This is a genomic window from Duganella paludis (genome assembly GCF_054461335.1).
The window spans coordinates 320,191-339,410 of the sequence record NZ_CM136922.1 but is presented as its reverse complement, the minus strand read 5'-3'; the positions used below and the strand labels follow the sequence as shown (position 1 = coordinate 339,410).

Annotated in this window: 25 protein-coding genes; 10 read left to right on the top strand and 15 right to left on the bottom strand. The window is 62.5% G+C overall.

Annotated elements, in window-relative coordinates; translation table 11 throughout:
• Nucleotides 1-78: 78 nt before the first annotated feature.
• The 7 genes from ssuE (at nucleotide 79) to ACXZ1M_RS01455 (ending at nucleotide 7,150) form a co-directional block, all read left to right on the top strand.
• Nucleotides 79-666 carry an NADPH-dependent FMN reductase gene (ssuE, locus tag ACXZ1M_RS01485; RefSeq protein ID WP_459051468.1) on the top strand — a complete coding sequence of 196 codons (588 nt, stop codon included), beginning with the start codon at nucleotides 79-81 and terminating at the stop codon, nucleotides 664-666.
• A 10-nt stretch (nucleotides 667-676) separates the two neighbouring features.
• Complete coding sequence (locus ACXZ1M_RS01480; RefSeq protein ID WP_459051467.1) at nucleotides 677-1,663, top strand: sulfonate ABC transporter substrate-binding protein; 987 nt, start codon at nucleotides 677-679, stop codon at nucleotides 1,661-1,663.
• Nucleotides 1,664-1,672: 9 nt separating this feature from the next.
• On the top strand, nucleotides 1,673-2,824 hold the full coding sequence (ssuD, locus tag ACXZ1M_RS01475; RefSeq protein ID WP_459051466.1) for an FMNH2-dependent alkanesulfonate monooxygenase: 1,152 nt from the start codon (nucleotides 1,673-1,675) through the stop codon (nucleotides 2,822-2,824).
• Between the two features lies 1 nt (nucleotide 2,825).
• Nucleotides 2,826-3,596 (top strand): aliphatic sulfonate ABC transporter permease SsuC, encoded by a 771-nt coding sequence (ssuC, locus tag ACXZ1M_RS01470; protein WP_459051465.1) that lies wholly within the window; start codon nucleotides 2,826-2,828, stop codon nucleotides 3,594-3,596.
• A gap of 9 nt (nucleotides 3,597-3,605) precedes the next feature.
• Nucleotides 3,606-4,421 (top strand): ATP-binding cassette domain-containing protein, encoded by an 816-nt coding sequence (locus ACXZ1M_RS01465; RefSeq protein ID WP_459051464.1) that lies wholly within the window; start codon nucleotides 3,606-3,608, stop codon nucleotides 4,419-4,421.
• 299 nt (nucleotides 4,422-4,720) lie between these two features.
• Nucleotides 4,721-5,287: a YceI family protein gene (locus ACXZ1M_RS01460; RefSeq protein ID WP_373987533.1), complete on the top strand. Its 567-nt coding sequence runs from the start codon at nucleotides 4,721-4,723 to the stop codon at nucleotides 5,285-5,287.
• Nucleotides 5,288-5,383: 96 nt separating this feature from the next.
• The gene (locus tag ACXZ1M_RS01455) at nucleotides 5,384-7,150 is read left to right on the top strand and encodes an amidohydrolase (protein ID WP_459051463.1); all 1,767 of its coding nucleotides are present in this window, start codon (nucleotides 5,384-5,386) and stop codon (nucleotides 7,148-7,150) included.
• A 7-nt stretch (nucleotides 7,151-7,157) separates the two neighbouring features.
• On the opposite strand, the gene ACXZ1M_RS01450 is transcribed toward ACXZ1M_RS01455, so the two are convergent.
• Both ACXZ1M_RS01450 and ACXZ1M_RS01445 read right to left on the bottom strand, forming a co-directional pair.
• On the bottom strand, nucleotides 7,158-7,739 hold the full coding sequence (locus ACXZ1M_RS01450; RefSeq protein ID WP_459051462.1) for a chromate transporter: 582 nt from the start codon (nucleotides 7,737-7,739) through the stop codon (nucleotides 7,158-7,160).
• The gene (locus ACXZ1M_RS01445; RefSeq protein ID WP_459051461.1) at nucleotides 7,736-8,275 is read right to left on the bottom strand and encodes a chromate transporter; all 540 of its coding nucleotides are present in this window, start codon (nucleotides 8,273-8,275) and stop codon (nucleotides 7,736-7,738) included. The genes ACXZ1M_RS01450 and ACXZ1M_RS01445 overlap by 4 nt, the downstream gene beginning before the upstream one ends.
• A 170-nt stretch (nucleotides 8,276-8,445) precedes the next feature.
• On the opposite strand from ACXZ1M_RS01445, the gene ACXZ1M_RS01440 reads away from it, so the two are divergent.
• On the top strand, nucleotides 8,446-8,673 hold the full coding sequence (locus ACXZ1M_RS01440; protein WP_459051460.1) for a hypothetical protein: 228 nt from the start codon (nucleotides 8,446-8,448) through the stop codon (nucleotides 8,671-8,673).
• A 266-nt stretch (nucleotides 8,674-8,939) separates the two neighbouring features.
• Here the strand turns inward: ACXZ1M_RS01440 and ACXZ1M_RS01435 are convergent, their stop codons facing one another.
• The 3 genes from ACXZ1M_RS01435 to ACXZ1M_RS01425 form a co-directional block, all read right to left on the bottom strand.
• Nucleotides 8,940-9,830, bottom strand: a complete 891-nt coding sequence (locus tag ACXZ1M_RS01435; protein WP_459051459.1) for a PAS domain-containing protein — start codon at nucleotides 9,828-9,830, stop codon at nucleotides 8,940-8,942.
• 128 nt (nucleotides 9,831-9,958) lie between these two features.
• The gene (locus ACXZ1M_RS01430; RefSeq protein ID WP_459051458.1) at nucleotides 9,959-10,114 is read right to left on the bottom strand and encodes a hypothetical protein; all 156 of its coding nucleotides are present in this window, start codon (nucleotides 10,112-10,114) and stop codon (nucleotides 9,959-9,961) included.
• 87 nt (nucleotides 10,115-10,201) lie between these two features.
• Entirely contained in the window at nucleotides 10,202-10,573 is a 372-nt protein-coding gene (locus tag ACXZ1M_RS01425) for a hypothetical protein (protein WP_459051457.1), read from the bottom strand.
• Between the two features lie 114 nt (nucleotides 10,574-10,687).
• Here ACXZ1M_RS01425 and ACXZ1M_RS01420 point away from each other — a divergent pair, with 114 nt between their 5' ends.
• Nucleotides 10,688-11,374 carry a hydrolase gene (locus ACXZ1M_RS01420; protein WP_459051456.1) on the top strand — a complete coding sequence of 229 codons (687 nt, stop codon included), beginning with the start codon at nucleotides 10,688-10,690 and terminating at the stop codon, nucleotides 11,372-11,374.
• On the opposite strand, the gene ACXZ1M_RS01415 is transcribed toward ACXZ1M_RS01420, so the two are convergent.
• From ACXZ1M_RS01415 to ACXZ1M_RS01370, 10 genes are all read right to left on the bottom strand, one after another.
• Nucleotides 11,375-11,998 carry a response regulator gene (locus tag ACXZ1M_RS01415; RefSeq protein WP_459051455.1) on the bottom strand — a complete coding sequence of 208 codons (624 nt, stop codon included), beginning with the start codon at nucleotides 11,996-11,998 and terminating at the stop codon, nucleotides 11,375-11,377.
• Entirely contained in the window at nucleotides 11,977-12,714 is a 738-nt protein-coding gene (locus tag ACXZ1M_RS01410) for a sensor histidine kinase (protein ID WP_459051454.1), read from the bottom strand. The genes ACXZ1M_RS01415 and ACXZ1M_RS01410 overlap by 22 nt, the downstream gene beginning before the upstream one ends.
• A gap of 99 nt (nucleotides 12,715-12,813) precedes the next feature.
• On the bottom strand, nucleotides 12,814-13,659 hold the full coding sequence (locus ACXZ1M_RS01405) for an alpha/beta fold hydrolase (protein ID WP_459051453.1): 846 nt from the start codon (nucleotides 13,657-13,659) through the stop codon (nucleotides 12,814-12,816).
• Nucleotides 13,660-13,748: 89 nt separating this feature from the next.
• Entirely contained in the window at nucleotides 13,749-14,693 is a 945-nt protein-coding gene (locus tag ACXZ1M_RS01400; RefSeq protein ID WP_459051452.1) for an MBL fold metallo-hydrolase, read from the bottom strand.
• A gap of 84 nt (nucleotides 14,694-14,777) precedes the next feature.
• A complete protein-coding gene (locus tag ACXZ1M_RS01395; RefSeq protein WP_459051451.1) occupies nucleotides 14,778-15,401 on the bottom strand; it encodes a response regulator in 624 nt (207 codons plus the stop codon).
• Between the two features lie 83 nt (nucleotides 15,402-15,484).
• Nucleotides 15,485-15,640: a hypothetical protein gene (locus ACXZ1M_RS01390; RefSeq protein WP_459051450.1), complete on the bottom strand. Its 156-nt coding sequence runs from the start codon at nucleotides 15,638-15,640 to the stop codon at nucleotides 15,485-15,487.
• A gap of 99 nt (nucleotides 15,641-15,739) precedes the next feature.
• A complete protein-coding gene (locus tag ACXZ1M_RS01385) occupies nucleotides 15,740-16,381 on the bottom strand; it encodes a phosphohydrolase (RefSeq protein ID WP_459051449.1) in 642 nt (213 codons plus the stop codon).
• Nucleotides 16,382-16,389: 8 nt separating this feature from the next.
• Nucleotides 16,390-16,977, bottom strand: coding sequence for a GNAT family N-acetyltransferase (locus tag ACXZ1M_RS01380; RefSeq protein ID WP_459053954.1), 588 nt, complete (start codon nucleotides 16,975-16,977; stop codon nucleotides 16,390-16,392).
• Between the two features lie 20 nt (nucleotides 16,978-16,997).
• A complete protein-coding gene (locus tag ACXZ1M_RS01375) occupies nucleotides 16,998-17,591 on the bottom strand; it encodes a helix-turn-helix domain-containing protein (RefSeq protein ID WP_459051448.1) in 594 nt (197 codons plus the stop codon).
• Between the two features lie 42 nt (nucleotides 17,592-17,633).
• Nucleotides 17,634-17,969, bottom strand: coding sequence for a hypothetical protein (locus ACXZ1M_RS01370; RefSeq protein WP_459051447.1), 336 nt, complete (start codon nucleotides 17,967-17,969; stop codon nucleotides 17,634-17,636).
• Between the two features lie 151 nt (nucleotides 17,970-18,120).
• Here ACXZ1M_RS01370 and ACXZ1M_RS01365 point away from each other — a divergent pair, with 151 nt between their 5' ends.
• Nucleotides 18,121-19,191 carry a flavodoxin family protein gene (locus tag ACXZ1M_RS01365; protein WP_459051446.1) on the top strand — a complete coding sequence of 357 codons (1,071 nt, stop codon included), beginning with the start codon at nucleotides 18,121-18,123 and terminating at the stop codon, nucleotides 19,189-19,191.
• Nucleotides 19,192-19,220 lie beyond the last annotated feature (29 nt).

Genomic DNA, 19,220 nt, shown 5'->3' with positions numbered 1-19,220 from the left:
ACTATTCGTTTTGATTTCTATCGCGTGGATTTATTCTGGCTTCCACAATTTTCACCATTAAAAGACAGGGGATGGAACATGAGCATTCTTCTACTCGGCGGCAGTCCTGCGGCACCTTCCAGCACCGGACGACTGCTGGACCACGTAGGCGACAAGCTGGCCGCGCTCGGCCACCGCAACACCAAACTGAATGTGCGCGACCTGCCGGCGAAAGCCCTGCTGCACGCGGACTTCGCCGACTTGGCCCTGAAGCGCGCCATTGACGGCGTCGCCGAAGCCGATGCCATCGTGATTGCCACGCCGATCTATAAAGCTTCGTACACCGGCGTGCTGAAAGCCTTCCTCGACCTGCTGCCGCAAGACGGCTTGAAGGACAAGCTGGTGCTGCCCCTGGCCACCGGCGGCAGCCAGTCGCACATGCTGGCGCTCGACTACGCGCTGCGCCCGGTGCTGCATGCGCTCGATGCGCGCCAGGTATTCACCAGTATTTACGCCACCTCGCAGCAGCTCACCTGGAGCGATGTCAGTGGCTTGACCGTGGACACGGCAATCGCCTGGCGCGTGCAGGCCGGCGTGGACGCCTTGTCCGCCGCGCTGAACGCCTTGCGCCAGCAGCCGGAAGATGTATTTGTCGCCAGCGCACAGCCAGTGCGCCTGGCACGCTAAGGAGAAAGTAATGAGTATCGAGCAGAAACGCGCAGCGCGCCGCCACACATTGGGACTGTTGTTCGCGGCCGGCGTGATGGCGGCGGGCGCGGGTCAGGCACAGGCGCAAGCGCCCGCCAAGCAGGAAGTCCGCATCGGCTATCAGAAGTACGGCACGCTCACCCTGCTGAAAGGGCGCGGCACGCTGGAGCAGCGGCTGGCGCAGCGCAACGTCACGGTCAAATGGACCGAATTCCCGGCCGGCCCGCAACTGCTGGAAGGCCTGAACGTGGGCAGCGTCGATTTCGGCACCGTCGGCGAAGCGCCGCCGATCTTTGCGCAGGCGGCCGGCGCCAACCTGGTTTATGTCGGCAACGAGCCGCCATCGCCGGGCAGCGAAGCCGTGGTCGTGCCCAAGGACTCCGCGCTGCGTAGCCTGGCCGATTTGAAGGGCAAAAAGGTCGCCCTGAACAAGGGCTCCAACGTGCACTACCTGCTGGTGAAGGCGCTGGAGAAGGCCGGCATCGGCTACAAGGATATCAATGTGATCTACCTGCCGCCGGCCGATGCGCGGGCCGCGTTCGAACGTGGCGCGGTGGACGCCTGGGTGATCTGGGATCCGTTCCTGGCCGCCGCCGAGAAGCAGCTGGGCGCGCGCGTGCTGACCGACGGCAAAGGCCTGGTCGCCAACCACCAGTTCTACCTGGCCGCGCGTCCATACGCCGAAAAGAACAGCGACATTGTTCGCATCCTGCTGGAGGAAATCGCCAAGGTCGACGAGTGGGGCGCCAAGAATCCGAAGGACGTGGCCCAGATCCTGGCCGCGCAGACCGGCCTCGATGTTGAAGTCGTGGCGCTGGCCGCGTCGCGCTACTCCTACGGCGTCAAGCCGATTACCGCCGAAGTGCTGGAACAGCAGCAAAAGCTGGCCGATGCCTTCGCCAACCTGAAACTGATCCCGAAACCGATCGCCGTCAAAGATGCACAGCTGTCGCCGAAGCAGCTGGCAGCGCAATAAGGAATGAAGATGTCTCTTAATGTATTCTGGTTTATCCCTACGCACGGCGACAGCCGCTACCTCGGCACTTCGAAGGGCTCGCGCCCGATCGACGCCAATTATCTGAAACAGGTGGCGGTGGCCGCCGACACGCTGGGCTACGACGGCGTGCTGCTGCCGACCGGCCGCTCGTGCGAAGACGCATGGGTGGTGGCGTCGTCGCTGATCCACGTGACGCAAAACCTCAAGTTCCTGGTGGCGATCCGCCCGGGCCTGACCACGCCGGGCCTCGCGGTGCGCATGGCGTCGACCTTCGACCGCCTGTCCAACGGCCGCCTGCTGATCAACGTGGTCACCGGTGGCGACCAGGGCGAGCTGGAAGCGGACGGCCTGTACGCCGACCACGCCAAGCGCTACGAAATCTCGGATGAATTCATCCGCGTCTGGCGCGCGTCGCTGGCGGGCGAGGGCGGCGACAAGGGCTACGACTTCGACGGCAAGCATATCAAGGTCAAGGGCGCCAAGACGCTGTACCCGCCGGTGCAGAAACCGTATCCGCCGCTGTACTTCGGCGGTTCCTCGGAGCCGGCGCACGAGCTGGCGGCCGAGCAGATGGACGTCTACCTGACCTGGGGCGAGCCGCCGGCCGCCGTGGCGGAAAAGCTGGAAGACATCCGCGCGCGCGCCGCCAAGCATGGCCGCAAGGTGAAGTTCGGCATCCGCCTGCACGTCATCGTGCGCGAGACGAACGAGGAAGCATGGCGTGCCGCCGATGAACTGATCAGCCATCTGGACGATGAAACCATCGCCAAGGCACAGGCGGCGTTTTCGAAAATGGATTCCGTTGGACAGCAGCGCATGGCGGCCCTGCACGGTGGCCGTCGCGACAAGCTGGAAGTATCGCCCAACCTCTGGGCCGGCGTGGGACTGGTGCGTGGTGGCGCCGGGACCGCGCTGGTGGGCGACCCCGAAACCGTGGCAGCGCGCATCAAGGAGTACCAGGAGATCGGCATCGAGACCTTTATCTTCTCCGGCTATCCGCACCTGGAAGAGTCGTACCGCTTCGCCGAGCTGGTGTTCCCGCTGCTGGGCAAGGGCAAGGACCACGGCGAGCAATCGCTGAGCGGCCCGTTCGGCGAGATCATGGCCAGCGACATCGTGCCGAAGAAGAAGGCGGCGTGATATGAGCCAGGCAAAACAGCGCCAAAGCGCGTTCACGCCGTGGGTGCTGCCGGTGCTGCTGATCGTAGTGTGGCAGGCGTCTTCGCAACTGGGTTGGCTGTCTAGCCGCATCCTGCCCGAACCCTGGGCGGTGGCGAAGGCCTTCTGGACGCTGGCGGTATCGGGCGAGCTGTGGGTGCACCTGCGTACCAGTTTGTGGCGCGCCATCAGCGGCTTCGCCATCGGCGCCGGCCTGGGCCTGTTGCTTGGGCTGTTGACCGGCAGCTTCCGCCGCGCGGAAACGCTGCTCGACACCACGCTGCAAATGATCCGCAACATCCCGGCGCTGGCGTTGATTCCGCTGGTGATCCTGTGGTTCGGCATCGACGAAACGGCCAAGCTGTTCCTGCTGGCGGTGGGCGTGTTCTTCCCGGTCTATCTGAACACCTTCCATGGCATCCGCTCGGCGGACCAGGGCCTGATCGAAATGGCGCGCAGCTACGGCGTGTCCGGCTGGCCGCTGTATCGCGATGTGATCCTGCCGGCGGCGCTGCCGTCCATCCTGGTCGGCGTGCGCTTCTCGCTTGGCCTGGTGTGGGTGTTGCTGATTGTGGCCGAGACCATTTCGGCGCAAGCCGGCATCGGCTACATGACCATGAACGCCCGCGAGTTCCTGCAGACCGACGTGGTGCTGGTGGGGATCTTGTTGTACGCCTTGCTGGGCAAGTTGGCCGACCTGGTATCGCGCGGGATGGAGAAGCATTTCCTGCGCTGGAACCCCGCATACCGTTAAGGAGCAAGCATGTTTATATCCAACGCATTATTCGACGCCGGCGCGCTGCCGCGCGAAAGCGCCACCTGGACGTCGTCGCCGCCGCCGCGCCGGCAGGGCGTCTCGCTCAACCTGGACGGCGTGAACAAATCCTTCGGCTCGCGTCAGGTGCTGCATGACGTGCAGCTGGAGCTGCAGGCGGGCGAGTTTGTCGCAGTGGTGGGCCGCAGCGGTTGCGGCAAGAGCACTTTGTTGCGCGCGGTCGCCGGACTGGAGACGGTGGAGCAGGGTCGCATCAAGATCGGGCAGGGCGCGATTGCCGCCAGTATCCGCATCATGTTCCAGGAGGCGCGCCTGCTGCCGTGGAAATCGGTGCTGGAGAACGTGGCGCTGGGTTTGCCGCATTCGCTGAACGCGGCGGCCGCCACGCTGGCCACGGTGGGCCTGGCGGAGCGCGCCAACGATTGGCCGGCGGAGCTGTCCGGCGGTCAGCGTCAGCGCGTGGCGCTGGCGCGCGCCTTGCTGCACGAGCCGCAATTGCTGCTGCTCGACGAGCCGCTCGGTGCGCTCGATGCGCTGACGCGGATCGAGATGCAGCAGTTGATCGAGTCGCTGTGGCTGGCGCGCGGCTTCACGGCGGTGCTGGTGACGCATGATGTGCAGGAGGCGATTGCGCTGGCCGATCGTGTCGTGCTGATCGAGGACGGGCGTATCACGCTCGACTTGAAAGTGGACCTGCCACGCCCGCGCGCGCGTGGCAATGCGGCCTTCGCCGCGCTGGAACAGCGCCTGCTGAACCGGATACTGAAGCAAACGCCTGCCACCGACGCTGCGATCGCGGCGTAATATACTCAGCATGGGTTCCCGCTTTCGCGGGAACGACGGTCCGTCATTCCCGCATTCGCGGCTGACGAGCTGTCATTCCCGCGCACGCGGGAATCCATACGCAGCTACCCTGCCGGGTAAGCCGGCTACATCCCTTAAGACAGATACCCTTTGCCCAGCGTTCCGTTATGATAACGGCACGCTGTATGATCGATTTTATCGATAGTAAAGCGGTAAATTTTTCGTTTTACAACTTTAGATGTCGCGAGCATAATCGTCCTCACTCGAACAATCTTGTTCACCACATTAGGAGTTTCCAAATGAAAAAAATTATTGCCCTGCTGCTCGCCGCTGGTGTTTCCCTGTCCGCATTTGCTGCTCCTGAGAGCTTCACCTCGGACGCCAACCACACCTTCTCCAGCTTCAGCTACAGCCACTTCGGCTACTCGAACCAGACCAGCCGCTTCAACAACACCACCGCCAAGATCACGCTGGACCGCGCCGCCAAGACCGGCTCGGTAGAAGCCACCATCGACACCAAATCGGTCGACACCGGCTCGAAACTGTTCGACGGCCACATCCAGGGCGAAGATTTCCTCGACACCGCCAAGTTCCCAACCATCACCTATAAGTCGACCAAGGTCAACTTCAAGGGCGACGTGCCATCGACGGTTGAAGGCAACCTGACCATCAAGGGCGTGACCAAGCCAGTGACCCTGACCATCACCCACTTCCAGTGCATGGACCACCCAATGATGAAGAAACTGGCTTGCGGCGCCAACGCTTCGACCACCATCAAGCGCACCGAATTCAACGCCGGCAAATACGCTCCACACGTGGGCGACGACGTAACCCTGACCTTCGCCGTAGAAGCCATCAAGGACTAATACACGGGAACTGAGCTCGCTCAATTCTCTGACCACCACCGGCGCTGCAGCGATATTTATCGAGTCAGCGCCGGTTTTATTTTTCAGGAGTAGTTCATGAAATTGACGCAGCTTGCATTCGCGGCGGCCATCGCCTGCGCGTTCACCGCCAACGCGACCGCCACCGATCTGATCATCACCAACGGCAAGGTCGCCACCATGACCAAAGAGGGCGTGTATGCGCAAGCCCTCGCTATCAAGGACGGCAAGATTGAAGCCGTGGGCAGCAACGCCCAGATCCTGAAACTGAAATCCTCCAACACGCAAGTCATCGACGCCGCCGGTAAGACCGTGATCCCCGGCCTCAACGACTCGCACCTGCACGTCATCCGCCAGGGCCTGAACTACAACGCCGAACTGCGCTGGGACGGCGTGACCTCGCTGAAGAAAGCCCTTCAAATGCTGAAGGAACAGGCCGCGCGCACGCCGGACGGCGCCTGGGTCAAAGTGGTGGGCGGCTGGAACGAATTCCAGTTCGAAGAGAAGCGCCTGCCGACCCTGGAAGAGATCAACGAAGCGGTGCCGGACAAGCCGGTGTTCCTGCTGTATCTCTACGGCCTGGGCTTCCTGAATAAAAAAGGCATCGAAACGCTGGGCTACAACGCCGACACCAAGTACAAGGACGGCGTGGTCGAGCTGGGCGCGGACGGCAAGCCGACCGGCAAGCTGATCGCCAAACCGAACGCCATGATCCTGTACACCACGCTGGCCAAGACCAATGTGCTGCCGCGTGAGCAGCAACTGAATTCCACCCTGCAGTATTACACCGAGCTGAACCGCCTCGGCCTGACCAGCGCGATTGACGCCGGCGGCGGCGGCCAGGCCTATCCCGACGATTACGCGGTCAGCCTGGAGCTGGCCAAAAACGGCAAGCTGACAGTGCGCACGTCCTATTACCTGTTCGCGCAAAAGCCGGGCAAGGAGCTGGAAGACTACCAGCGCTGGCTGACCTTGACCAAGCCGGACAAGAACGACCACCTGTTCTACGCCAACGGCTACAACACCGAGGGCGGCGGCGAGAATCTGGTATGGAGTGCGGCCGACTTCGAGAACTTCCTGGAACCGCGTCCGGAAATGCCGTCGCACATGGAGAGCGAGCTGGAGCCGGTGCTGCGCCTGCTGATCAAGAATCGCTGGCCGTTCCGCATCCACGCCACCTATGACGAAAGCATCGACCGCGATCTGGCGGTGATCGAGAAGATCAACAAAGAACTGCCGCTGAACGGCCTGCGCTGGTTCTTTGACCATGCCGAGACCATCAGCGACAAGCAACTGGCGCGCGTCAAGGCGCTGGGCGGCGGCATTGCGGTGCAGGACCGCATGTACTTCCAGGGCGAGCTGTACTGGAAGCAGTACGGCGAACAGACCCGCCAGATGCCGCCGATCAAGAAGATGCTGGAGATGAAGATCCCGGTCGGCCTGGGCACGGACGGCACGCGCGTGTCGAGCTATGGCCCGTGGCCGTCGATCTACTGGGCGGTGAGCGGCAAGACCGCCGGCGGTTTGAAGATCTGGCAGGACAAGGACGTGCTGAGCCGCTACCAGGCGCTGAAGCTGATGACGTCGGGCAGCGCGTGGATGAGCGGTGAGGAGAAGCTGAAAGGCACGCTGGCCAAAGGCCAGTACGCCGACGTGGTGATCCTGCCGCAGGACTATTTCACCATGGATGTGGAGAAGATCAAGAACCTGGAGGCGAGCCTCACCATCGTCAATGGCAAGGTGGTGTATGCGGCGCCGGAGTACCAGCAGCTTGCGCCAGCCGCGCTGGAAGTGCAGCCGGCCTGGAGTCCCGTCAAATATTACGGCGGTTACCAGAACAAGTAAGCTGCGCTTACAGGAACCACCCGACCAGCGCGCCACCTGCCAACAGCCACAGCAGGTGGATGCGCGTGCGCCAGATCAGCAGTCCGGCCACCCCTGCCACCGCCCAAAACGGCCAGTCCGTCGCAGGATTGCCGTTGGCGGTCGCCAGGATCACGCCTACAGATATCATCAATCCCACCACTACCGGCGCCATGCCCTGCTTGAAGGCGCGCACGCCCAGCAGTTCGCGGTTCCTGTGTCCCCAGCGCGCCGCCAGATAGGTCAGCGTGGTGCTCGGAATCAAAATCCCCAGCATCGTGACCGCCACGCCGCCAAACGCCGCCGCATAGCTGCCGGCATTCAAACCCACATTCCATCCCATCAGCGCCACGAACAGCACGTTCGGCCCTGGCGCAGCCTGGGCAATCGCAATCGCATTATTGAACTGCGCCTGCGTCAGCCAATGGTGTTCCTCCACCAGATAACGATGCATCTCGGTCGAGGTCGAAATCGCGCCGCCGATCGACATCAGCGACAACAGCATGTAGTGCCCGAACAAACTCAGCCAATCCGTGAAGCTGAGCACGATATGGATAGGCGCCTCGCTCATGCCGATGGCCCTTTCAGCTTGCGGTAGGTCAGCGCAAAGCCCAGCCCGCCCAAGATCAGCAAGGTGTAGGCCAGCGGCATGCGCAGCCCCAGCACAAAGCCGACACAGACCAGCGAGATCAGCGTGGTCTGCCAGCGCGGCAGCGGGTGCGTGCGCAAGGCCGAGGCCAGCTTGAGGCCGGTTGCCGCGATCATGCCGGCCGTCACCGCAGCCATGCCGCGCAGCGCGCCGGCCACGCCCGGATGGCTGCCGTATTGCGCGTACAGCAGCGCCAGGCACAGCACCACCATCAAAGGCACGCACAGCATGCCGGCCAGCGCCGCCATCGCGCCGCGCAGGCCGAAGTAGCGGTCGCCGATCATCAGCGACAGGTTGACCACGTTGGGACCGGGCATGATCTGCGCCACCGCCCAGTCTTCAATGAATTCCTCCGGCGTCAGCCACTTCTTGCGTTCGACCATTTCCCGCTGGACGACCGCCAGCACGCCGCCGAAGCCTTGCAGCGCAAGGAGCGTAAAAGAAACGAATAAATCCATCAGGGAAGAGGGGCGGGGGCGGGGTGCTTCTGGGTTCATGCCACATTATAGAACGACGGAAGTTTAATTGCGGAATGATAGGAGGCTGACATTGACTTTGTCCCATCGTCGGCCATACTCCCTGAGCGCATCAACGATCGGGCGGCAGCCCTCAACTTTTAACCGGGATCATGATGAACGTTACGCAACTTCAAAGCCTCGAATCGGCTCCGCAAAGCATGTTGTTCCAGCAGCGCCACGACGAAGAAAGCAGGGCGGTGGTGGAGCGCGGTATCACGGTGCAGTCGAGTTTCAACACCGTATGCGCGATCGAATATATGAAATCGCACAACGTCGATCCGAAAGTGATCGAACGGGTGCTATTGCACCCCGATCAGCGCCGAAAATCGACCCACTGATTTGGCCCTGATATACGCCCGCTGCGTTTACTTATGCACAAATCATGTTGGCAAGAATTTTTTTGAAAACTTTTCTCGTTACAATCAGTGATAATCTAAGTCATTGATTTTAAAGCATAATATTTTTGCCTCTTGGATGGGCAGTTTGTAGAAAACCGCGCCGTTACAGGCTGTATGCGTTGTCAATGGGGGTCTATCCACATAGATATCCACAGCTTGTGTGGATATCCCTAAAAAGGCTTATGGATCCGTAACTTAAGCGAAACTTAAAGCGGTTTTTTGAGCGCCTGCAACACGCTGCCGACGATGATGGTGCCGCCGTCATCGCCGGTTGCGGTGACGCGCAGGCGAACTTCCTGGCCATCGCGCCGCCAGGCGGTGACGACGTCGGTCCAGGCTTCGCCATCCTTCAGCGCCTGCAAGGCGTCGGCCAGCTGGTCCTGCGGATAGGGCGTGGGATGCAGCAGGCGCGGATCGATGCCCACCAGTTCCTCGCGGCTGAACTGGAATACCGCGCAGAACTTGTCGTTGACCGTGGCGATGCGGCCGCGCTCATCGAGCGTCATCAGCACCGCGTGCTGATCCACGGCGGCCAGCAGGCGTTGCGCCTGTTCCAGCTCCCCTTGCAGGCTCACTGTGCGGCGATGCGCCTCTTCCAGGCCGGCATAGGCCCGCAACGACGAAATCACCGTGGTGAACAGCTTGCGCGTGGTGAGGTCGGTCTTGCACCAGAAATCGTTGATGTCGTAGTCGAGGATGATGCTGTGTTCCAGCGCCTGACCCGGCTGGCCGGTGCGCAGCACGATGCGCACCAGGTTGTTGTGCAACTGGTCGCGGATCTGCCGCGCCACATGCAAGCCGGCGTCGCTGGTCTCCATGATGACGTCCAGCAGTACCAGGGCGATGTCCGGCGTGTTGCGTAGCACGTTGAGCGCTTCCTCGCCGCTGTAGGCGTGCAGGAAGCTCAGACGCCGCCCCAGGAAGCAGGCATTGCTGAGCGAAAATTTGGTGACCACGTGGACATCGACATCGTCATCCACGATCAGTACGCGCCACGGCGGCGGCCCCGACGCGTTGGCGCCGGCGTTGCGCGGCTGGCTGCCCGGCTGCGCTTCGTCTTCTATCATCCAATCGGTATCGTCGTCGTTCTGATTCATGCATCAAGTCCCAGGTAAGTCGAACAGTCCGAACTTCAGAGTGACACTATTCCTCGCCAGCACTTTTGTCAAAGAATTCGCAGTGCGGCGAAACAACGGTGCCGCTCTACCCACTTATGCACAGAAAATTATTTTTCAAGAAGCGAAAAAGCCGCCGGGTGGCGACTTTTTACTTTTTCTAAGTCTTTGATTTTAAATGGTTTAAAATCTGCCTGTGGATTAGGCAATTTGTTATAACGCCCGTCGTTAAAGGCGTTCTCGGCTGTCAAGTGGCGCTTATTCACACCCTTATCCACAGTTGATGTGGATATCTGCAAAAACCGCTTTAGATACGCCGACTTATCTCTTATTGGTGAGAAAATTGTCGCGTATTAGATTCCTGACAACAGCTTGCGCACCGCGCCGTGGGCCATCACCAGTTCCGGGCCGTCATGCAGCAAGGCGTTGTACTTGGCGCGGAAAGCCTGGTCGCCTTCCTCGCACGGGCCGATCAGCATTTCCAGGGCCTGGCGGAAGGCCTTGGCCTCGGCGCTGGTGATCTCCTCTGGTTCATCAAGGCGTTCGTCGATTTGCGTCATCAGGCCGGACAGCTTTTGCAGCCAGGCGAAATGCGGGTGATTGGTGATCAGCTGCAAATGCTCCAGCGGGCTGCCGACGGCGCCGAAATACTGGGTTTCCAGATTGATCAATTGCTTGTGCAGGTCGCGCAGGGCGCGGGTCAGTTCGGTCAGTTGTTTTTTCATGGTGAACCTATCTTAGCAGAGGCGGGGTGAGTGGAAAGCCTACATTTAGGTGAGTAGTATTTCACAGTTGCGCGACCTAAGATGGAGGTTCCTTTACACCCAATGGAATCCATCATGAGCAACCCTAAATTAGAAGTCCTGACCCCGAAAAACTGCCAGTTGATCTTCATCGATCATCAGCCGCAAATGGCGTTCGGCGTACAGTCGATCGACCGTCAGGTGCTGAAGAATAATACCGTGGGTCTGGCCAAGGCCGCCAAGGTATTCAACATTCCGACCACCATCACCACCGTCGAAACCGAAGCCTTCTCGGGCCACACCTACCCTGAACTGCTGGATGTGTTCCCGGACAAGGAAATCCTGGAACGTTCGTCGATGAACTCCTGGGACGACCAGAAAGTACGCGACGCACTGAAGGCCAACGGCAAGAAGAAAGTGATCGTGGCCGGCCTGTGGACCGAAGTCTGCAACACCACCTTCGCCCTTTGCGCGATGCTTGAAGGCGACTACGAAATCTACATGGTGGCCGATGCCTCCGGCGGCACCTCGAAAGAAGCGCACGACCAGGCCATGGCGCGCATGGTGCAGGCCGGCGTCGTTCCTGTGACTTGGCAGCAAGTGCTGCTGGAATGGCAGCGCGACTGGGCGCACCGCGAAACCTACGATGCCGTGATGGCTATTGTGCGCGAACACTCGGGCGCCTACGGCATGGGCGTGGACTACGCCTACACCATGGTGCACAAGGCGCCGGAACGCACCAGCAGCACCCACAAGGTGCTGGCTCCTGTGCCGGCGAAGTAATCAGAACACGCTGAGCAGGCCGCGCCGGGCCGCCACTGTGGCGGCTTCGGTGCGGCTTGCAACGTTGAGCTTGGCCAGGATGTTGTTGACGTGGAATTTCACGGTGCCGACTTCGATGTCGGCGCTGCGCGCAATCATCTTGTTGCTCTTGCCGGTGGCGAGGTGGGCCAGGATTTCCAGCTCGCGTCGCGACAGCTGGTTGCCGGCCTTGCGTTCGGCCAGCTTGCTGGCGACGGCGGCGGGCAGGTATTGCTGGCCGCTGGCCACGGTGCGCAGGCAATCGACCAACTGGTCGGTGGCGCCGTCCTTGAGCAGATAGGCCTTGGCGCCGGCGCGCAAGCCCCGGTAGACGTCTTCATCGCCCTGGTGGGTGGTGAGGATGACGATGCTGGCGCTGGCGTCCTCGGCGCGGATCTGTTCGATGGCGTCGACGCCGTTCAGGTGTGGCATGCCGAGGTCCATGATGACCACGTCCGGCCGGTGCTGGCGATACATCGCCACCGCCTGCAGTCCGTCGGTCGCTTGCGCCACCAGTCGGAATTCCGGCATGGCGCCGAGCAGCGTGCTCAAGCCGGCCAGTATCAGGGGGTGATCGTCCGCGATCAGGATCGAGATGGGGTCCATAAGGTGTACTCCTTGAAGCTGAGGTGAAAAGCAGTGCCGTTGTGATCTGAGTTGTGCCACAGGCGCCCGCCATGGGCCTGGACGATGCTGTTGCAGATCGCCAGGCCCATGCCGGTGCCGTCCGGCCGGGTCGAGAACAGCGGTTCGTAGATGCGCTGCGCCAGCGCGACCGGTATGCCGGGGCCGTTGTCTTCCACGGAGATGCGCGCGGCGCCGTCCACCAGCGCCGTGCGCAGCGTGACTACGGGCCGTTCCGCGTCGATTTCCTTCAGCGCCTCGATGGCGTTCATCAGCAAATTCATCATTACCTGCATCAATTGCACGCGGTCGGCTTGCAGCTGGACGCTGTCGAGCGTCAGCTGTTCGTGGAGGGCGATGCCGTGCTGGCGCAGCTCGCCGCGCAGCAGTTGCAGCACGTCGCGCACGGCGTCGTCGAGGAAGAAGGTGGTGTGGAGAGGTGCGCTCTGGCAGGCCATGCCTTGCAGGCTGCGCACCATGTCGCCGGCGGCCACGCTGGCCAGCAGCACCACGCGCAAGGCTGCGCACGCCTCGCTGATGCGGGGCGGATCGAGTTCCAGTAGCTTCATGCAGGCTTCGGCGTTGAGCTTGACGGCTGCCAACGGCTGCTTTACTTCGTGGGCGATGGAGGCGGCAAATTCGCCCAGCGCATTGATACGGGCGGGACGCAGGTCCGGATGGTGGGCAAGGCTGGCCATATGGCAATCCACGATGGTGTTAGGTCAGCACGCATCATGCAGCATAGGGCCAGCGGAGAAAATCCGGCATAGTTGCAGGTGCCGGATTACCCGATAGGGTTACTTCGACTGCAGGAAATCCAGCAGGTCGGCGTTCAGCTGGTCCTTGTGGGTGGTCGGCAGGCCGTGCGGCGCGCCTTCGTACACCTTCAGCGTGGCGTTCTTCACCAGCTTGACGGCGGCGTGGGCCGAGGCGCCGATCGGCACGATCTGGTCGTCGCCGCCGTGCACGATCAGGGTCGGCACGTCGATCTTCTTCAGGTCTTCGGTGAAGTCGGTTTCGGAGAACTGCTTGATGCAGTCATACGCGTTCTTGATGCCGCACTGCATGCCCTGTAGCCAGAAGGTATCGCGCACGCCTTGCGACTCCTTGGCGCCCGGACGGTTGTAGCCGTAGAACGGGATGGTCAAGTCCTTGAAGAACTGCGAGCGGTCCTTCAGCACGCCTTCACGGATGCCGTCGAACACGGCTAGCGGCAGGCCGTCCGGATTCTTTTCCGTCTTCAGCATCTGCGGCGGCACGGCGCCCACCAGCACCGCCTTGGCCACGCGCGCGGTGCCGTGACGGCCGATGTAGCGCGCCACTTCGCCGCCGCCGGTGGAGTGACCGACCAGGGTGGCTTCCTTGATGTCGAGCGCGTTGAGCAGGGTGGCGAGGTCGTCGGCGTAGGTATCCATATCGTTGCCGCCCCAGGGCTGGCTCGACAGGCCATGGCCACGGCGATCATGGGCGATCACGCGGTAGCCTTTGCTGGCGAGGAAGATCATCTGGTCTTCCCAGGCGTCGCCCTGCAGCGGCCAGCCGTGGCTGAAGACGACGGCCGGGCCGGTGCCCCAGTCTTTGAAGTGGATGCGGGTGCCGTCTTCGGTGGTAACGCTGTCGACCGTCAGTTTGCTATTGGACATTGGGTACTCCTGTGTGGGTGAATGGATAGTGCGAGTGCAGTGTAAGCAGCGCACGATAGAAAGGCTCCTGCCAAAAGGCCAGCTCTCCCTTATGGCTGAGGCGATGGGGACTCGTCATGGTTAAGCGGCAGCCATTGATACTCGCCCTGGCGCTGGCGGATGTGCCCAAGGCCGGGGAAGGCGATGTGCGCTGCGGCGATGATCCAATGCTGTGCGGCCGCCTGTTGCAGCAGTAGGGCACGGGTGCTTTGTGCACTGGTGGCGCTGCTGTCGTATTTGACGGTGGCCGCCGGGTGCGGCAGCTGGATCGGCGCCACATGCACGATGTCGCCCCAGATCAGCAGCTGTTGCGTCTTGCTTCGCACCAGGTAGGCGGCGTGGCCGGGCGTGTGGCCCGGAGCGGGCAGGGCGCGGATGCCGGGCTCCAGTGGGCCGAAGTGCTGGTAAGGCTGGAAGCGGCCGGTGGCCTTGTACGGCGCCACGGCGGCTTGCGCGGCGTCGAAGAAGGTCGACAGGAATTCCGGTGCGGCGGCTTTGTTGGCGGGCGTCAACCAATAGTCGGCCTCGGCCTGCGACATGCGCAGCACAGCGTTCGGAAATTGCGGTGCACCGCCCGCGTGGTCCTTGTGCAGATGGGTGATGAGGATTTCGTCGACCTGTTCCGGCTGATAGCCGGCGGCGCGCAGATTGGCCAGCAGTTTGCCGCAGCAATCTCCGTACAGCGCACCGGCGCCGGTATCGACCAGGATCAGCTTGCCGCCGGTGTTGATCAGGAAGGCGTTGATGGACCCTTGAAGCGGCAGCTTCAGATCGGCGTCCGCCAGGTCTTGCAAGGCTTGCTGCGGCGAGATATTGGTCATCACCGTATCGACCGGGAACGGATGCGTGCCGTCCGACAGGGCGGTGATTTCAAACTCGCCCAGCATCACGCGGTAGTAGCCGGGTGCTTGCGTGCGGACCATGGGCGCGGCGGCGTGGCTTGCCAATGGCATGCAGATGGCACAGACCAGCAGGAATTTCTGTAGTAATTTCATGGCGATCCTCGATTGCAAAGGGAATCGCCGATGGTAGCGGAAGGCGGCGCGCGGCGCCCCCGCCTAAAGATAAGCCGGCCGCGTTTAGTTCAGGTGCACCAGGCCGCGCCTGGCCGCCACCATGGCCGCTTCGGTACGGGTGCAGACGTTGAGCTTGGCCATGATGCTCTTGACGTGGAACTTGACCGTGCCGACGCCGATGCCGGCGGCGCGCGCGATGACCTTGTTGCTCATGCCGCTGGCCAGGTGCACCAGGATGTCGCGTTCGCGCGGGGTGAGGTGGTTGCCGTGGATGCGGCTGGCGAGTTTGAGCGCCAGTTCCGGCATCATGAACTTGCGGCCTTGGAGCACGGCGTGGATGCAGGTCATCAGGTCGGCCAGCGGGGCGTTTTTCAGCATGTAGGCGTGGGCGCCGGCGCGCATGCTGCGGTCGACGTCGTCCTCGCCATCGTGGCCGCTGAGGATGATGACCTTGGCGTCCGGTTGATGGGCGCGGATGCGGCCGATGGCTTCGACGCCGTCGCAATCGGGCATATTCAGGTCCATCAGCAGTAGATCGGGCTGCAGGCGTTCGCACATCTCGACGGCCTGGCTGCCGTTGCTGGCCTGGCCGAGCAGCGTGAACTTGCCGTCGGATTCAATCAGGGAGGCCATGCCGGCGCGGATCAACGGGTGAACATCGGCGATGACGATAGAGGCGGTATGCATGGTCGGGCTCCAGATGAGGTTGATGAATGCATTCTCGTCAACCTCGCCCGATTCGTATAGTTATACGAAGGTATAGGAAGGAATCAGCTGCAGCGCTTCTTGCCCACGCGTTGACCGGTGGTTGGTTCGTCGGTGGTGCAGGTGACGGTGGTGGTCGAGCTTTGCGGCGGGACAGGGATGTCGGCGCAGCCGGCGATGGCGGAGGCGAGGAGGACGGCAGCAAATATACGGTGACGCATGGGGTTTCCTTAATGGTGGCGAGCTTCGAGGCAATCATGATTGCAGGAACGCCGCCTGAATTAAAAGTTAATTTTAGTAAATGATTGTAAAGACAAGAATCATGATACCTGCGTTTTCAGCCTATCGAGCTCTTCCAGAAAGCGGAGGGCGGCGAGGGCTGGCGGCCATGGTTCCCAGGCGGTGCCACCGTAGATGGCGTGCAGCGGATCGTCGCTCAACGGTGGCACGGTGATCTTCAAGGTTTGCTGGACTTCCTGCGCCGACCAGCCGGCTACGTGCACCGCTTCGCTGGCGGCGGCCAGGCGGTCGGCCAGTTTGTGGGCGGAGTGCTCCTTGGGCGTCCAGTGCGGCAGGCCGTAGCGCAGGAAGACGGCGGCTTCCAGTTTTAAGGTCAGGGCTCGGAAGGCATCGCCCATGAAGGGCTTCAGCGGCGACAGGCAGTCGAAGCCGAGCAGGCCTTCTTCGGCGTCGTGCAACAGTTCGCGCAGGGCGGAGATGGGCGATAGCGTGAGGCCGGCGGAGGCGCAGGCGGCGGCGCGCACGTGCATTACGGTGAGCGAGTGCTGCGCCACCGACAGCGGCAATGGCCAGGCGGAATGTCCGCCCCAGCGATAGGTGCGTGCGAGGCCGAGCGCGAGATCGCTGTCGTCCCAGTCGAAGGGCGTGGGATCGAGCAGGTCCAGCCGGCGGCCGGATGGCATGCGCACCCAGGCGCGGTGTTCAGGTTGTGATCGGGCCATGGGACATTTTACACCGGCAGTTGTTTGTGAAAGAAGGTGGTGCCGCAGTAGGCGCCGTCCGGCATCAGCGCGAAATTGGGCACCACGCCGACCATCTGCCAGCCGGCGCGCTGGTACAGCCGTTCGGCGTCGCTGCCGGTGACGGTGTCGAGCACAAGGACGGATTTTTGTTCCGCGCGCGCGGCCTGGTCGACGGCGGCCAGCAACTGTGCGGCCACGCCTTGGCGGCGGATGTCGCCGTGCACCAGCATCTTGGCGACGTCGGCGCGGTGCGGCTGGTTGTCCGGTTGGGCGGTGACCAGTTGAACGGTGCCGACGATGCGGCTGTCGCCGGTTTCCGCTACCAGCAGCACGCGTTCGCTGCGCGCGGCGCCTTTCAGCACGCCGCGCCAGAATGCCAGCGCCTTTGCGCGCTCCAACGGCAGCATGAAGCTGACCGAGGCGCCGCCTTCGACGCAGTTGATCAGGATGTCGGTGAGTGCGGCGGCCAGCGGCTCGCCGCGCGTGGCGTCAAGCCGGGCTTCCTCCGCGCTGACGCGGCGCACGGCGATTGCCGGTGCGCCGGCCACCGCGTTGGCGCCTGTGTCGGCGCGCATGCCGTTGCTCATGTAGGCGCTCATGTGTTTCTCCTGATCGCGGCCGGCATGGCTTGCGTGGTCAGCGCGACCAGGTAGCGCGCCTGTTGGCCCGTGAGATTGTGGTAGACGATGTGACGGTCGAGGCGCATGGCCAGCGTATCGCCGGCCTCTAGGCGCCAGCGCTGTTCGCCGACGCTGATGTCCATCGCGCCTTCGATCATCCACACCTGCTGATGGATGTCGGCGTTGTGCGGCACGCTGTCGTAGGCCACCCGCTGGCCGGCGGGGAATACCACGTCCACCAGCTGCAGCGGCGACGGGGCGGCGGGCGACAGGCTGCGGCGCATGTAGCCGGAGGCCGGATCGGTCCACACCGGCTGATCGGCCACGCGCGCGAGGGGCGAGGGCGCGTCTTCCGGCGCACCCTTGTCCTCGAACAGAGCGGCCAGCGCCACGCCGAGCGCGCTGGCCAATTTATCCAGCACGGCGGCGGTGGGGCTGCTCTCGCCGCGTTCGATCAGCGAGATATTGGAGCGGCTGACGCCGCTGCGCGTCGCCAAAGCGTCAAGCGAGAGGCCCTGGCTATCGCGTAGTTCCCGCACGCGGCGGGCGATCAAAAGGTTGATGTCCATGGATTTCCATTTTACAGGAAATCCATGTCCAGTAAACTGGAATCAGCTTTTGTCGGAGCGGTTGTTGTCGGTGTAGCTGTCGCCGCGCGCGCCGGCATTCTTGTCGCGGTGCGTGGCGGAGGTGGCGGCAGCGGAAGCGCTTTGCTGGTTGCGCAGATCGGCCCGGCTCTGGTTATCCTGACGCAGCGCCTGTTCCGACTGGGCTGGTTGGTCGTCTTTCAGCACCTGCTGCTGGTTGCCGGGCGTGTCGTTGGCGACGTCGCCGGTGGCGTGGTTGCCGCTTTGCGACATCCCTTGCCGCTTGGGATCATAGCCTTCGCTAGGCATGTTGGCGCCGGGCTTGAAGCCTTTTTCGCTGGGTTTGTTTGATTGGCTCATGATGGGTCTCCTTGTGAGGTTGTAGGCACATGCTAAGCCGCCCCAGCGGCAGACAAAGTAGGCGCACGCGCCGTGGCCTTGTAGGAGCGTGCGTCAGCGAACGGAGAAGGGTGCTCGGCCGTGCCAAGCTGGCTTACTACGGGAGAATGTGATGACAGAAATCAGAAAAGGGCAGGCGCCGGCGCCGCTGGGCCGGGACGAATTCCACCTGCAATTCATGCGGTCTTTCGTCGATCCGGCGTTCGAGCCGGTGAAGGATGCATTGGCGAAGGTGGAGGAGGTGGCGTGGGAAAACTATGATGCAGGCCGCAAGGCGCCGATCACGCAAAAGGCGGGCGCAGGTTTCGCAGATCCCGACTACGATCTGTCGGTGGAATGGAAAGCTACTCGCGACCGCCTGCTGGCTGCGGAGCAGCGGCAAAAAGATCCGCAAACGCGCTCACGGGTGCTGGTCATCATCGGCGCGGCGCGCAACGACGGCAGTTGTCCCGGCGAGATCTCCAAGACCTACCGCATGAGCCTGTGGGCTAAGGAAGTGCTGGAGGCGGCCAACATCGAGGCCGACGTGCTCGATCTCAGCCTGCTGACCTCTGCGTATGACCTGCACATCCACCCATGCAAGGGTTGCGTGTCGACCGCCATGCCGCTGTGCCACTGGCCGTGCAGCTGCTATCCCAACCACGGTGAGCGGCAGGTGAACGACTGGATGGCGGAGATCTACGAAAAATGGGTGGCGGCGCACGGTGTCATCATCCTCACGCCGACGTACTGGTACCAGGCGCCGTCGGTACTCAAGCTGATGATCGACCGGCTGGTGTGTGCGGACGGCGGCAATCCCGATCCGACCAGCACGCACGGCAAAAAGGCGGAGGAGGCCAAGGCGCTCGAGTTGAAGGGCTGGGACTATCCCAAGCACCTGTCCGGGCGCACTTACGGCCTGGTGGTGCACGGCGACGTGGCCGGCGTGGAAAGCCTGCGCCGCAACCTGTCGGACTGGCTCGACTGGATGGGGCTGATCGACGCCGGCAAGCAATCGGCGCTGGACCGCTACCTCGGCTATTACGAAAGCTACGCGGAAAGTCACGAGGTGCTGGACCGCGACGAGCAATTCCAGCAGGAGGTCCGCAACGTCGCGCAATCGGTGGCGGCCGCCGTCGGCCTGCTGCGCAAGGACGAGCTAAGCCAGCCCGACGCCGCAGTCCGTCCACCCCGCCCCAAATAAATCCGGGGTCAGTTCCGACATTCGGACAC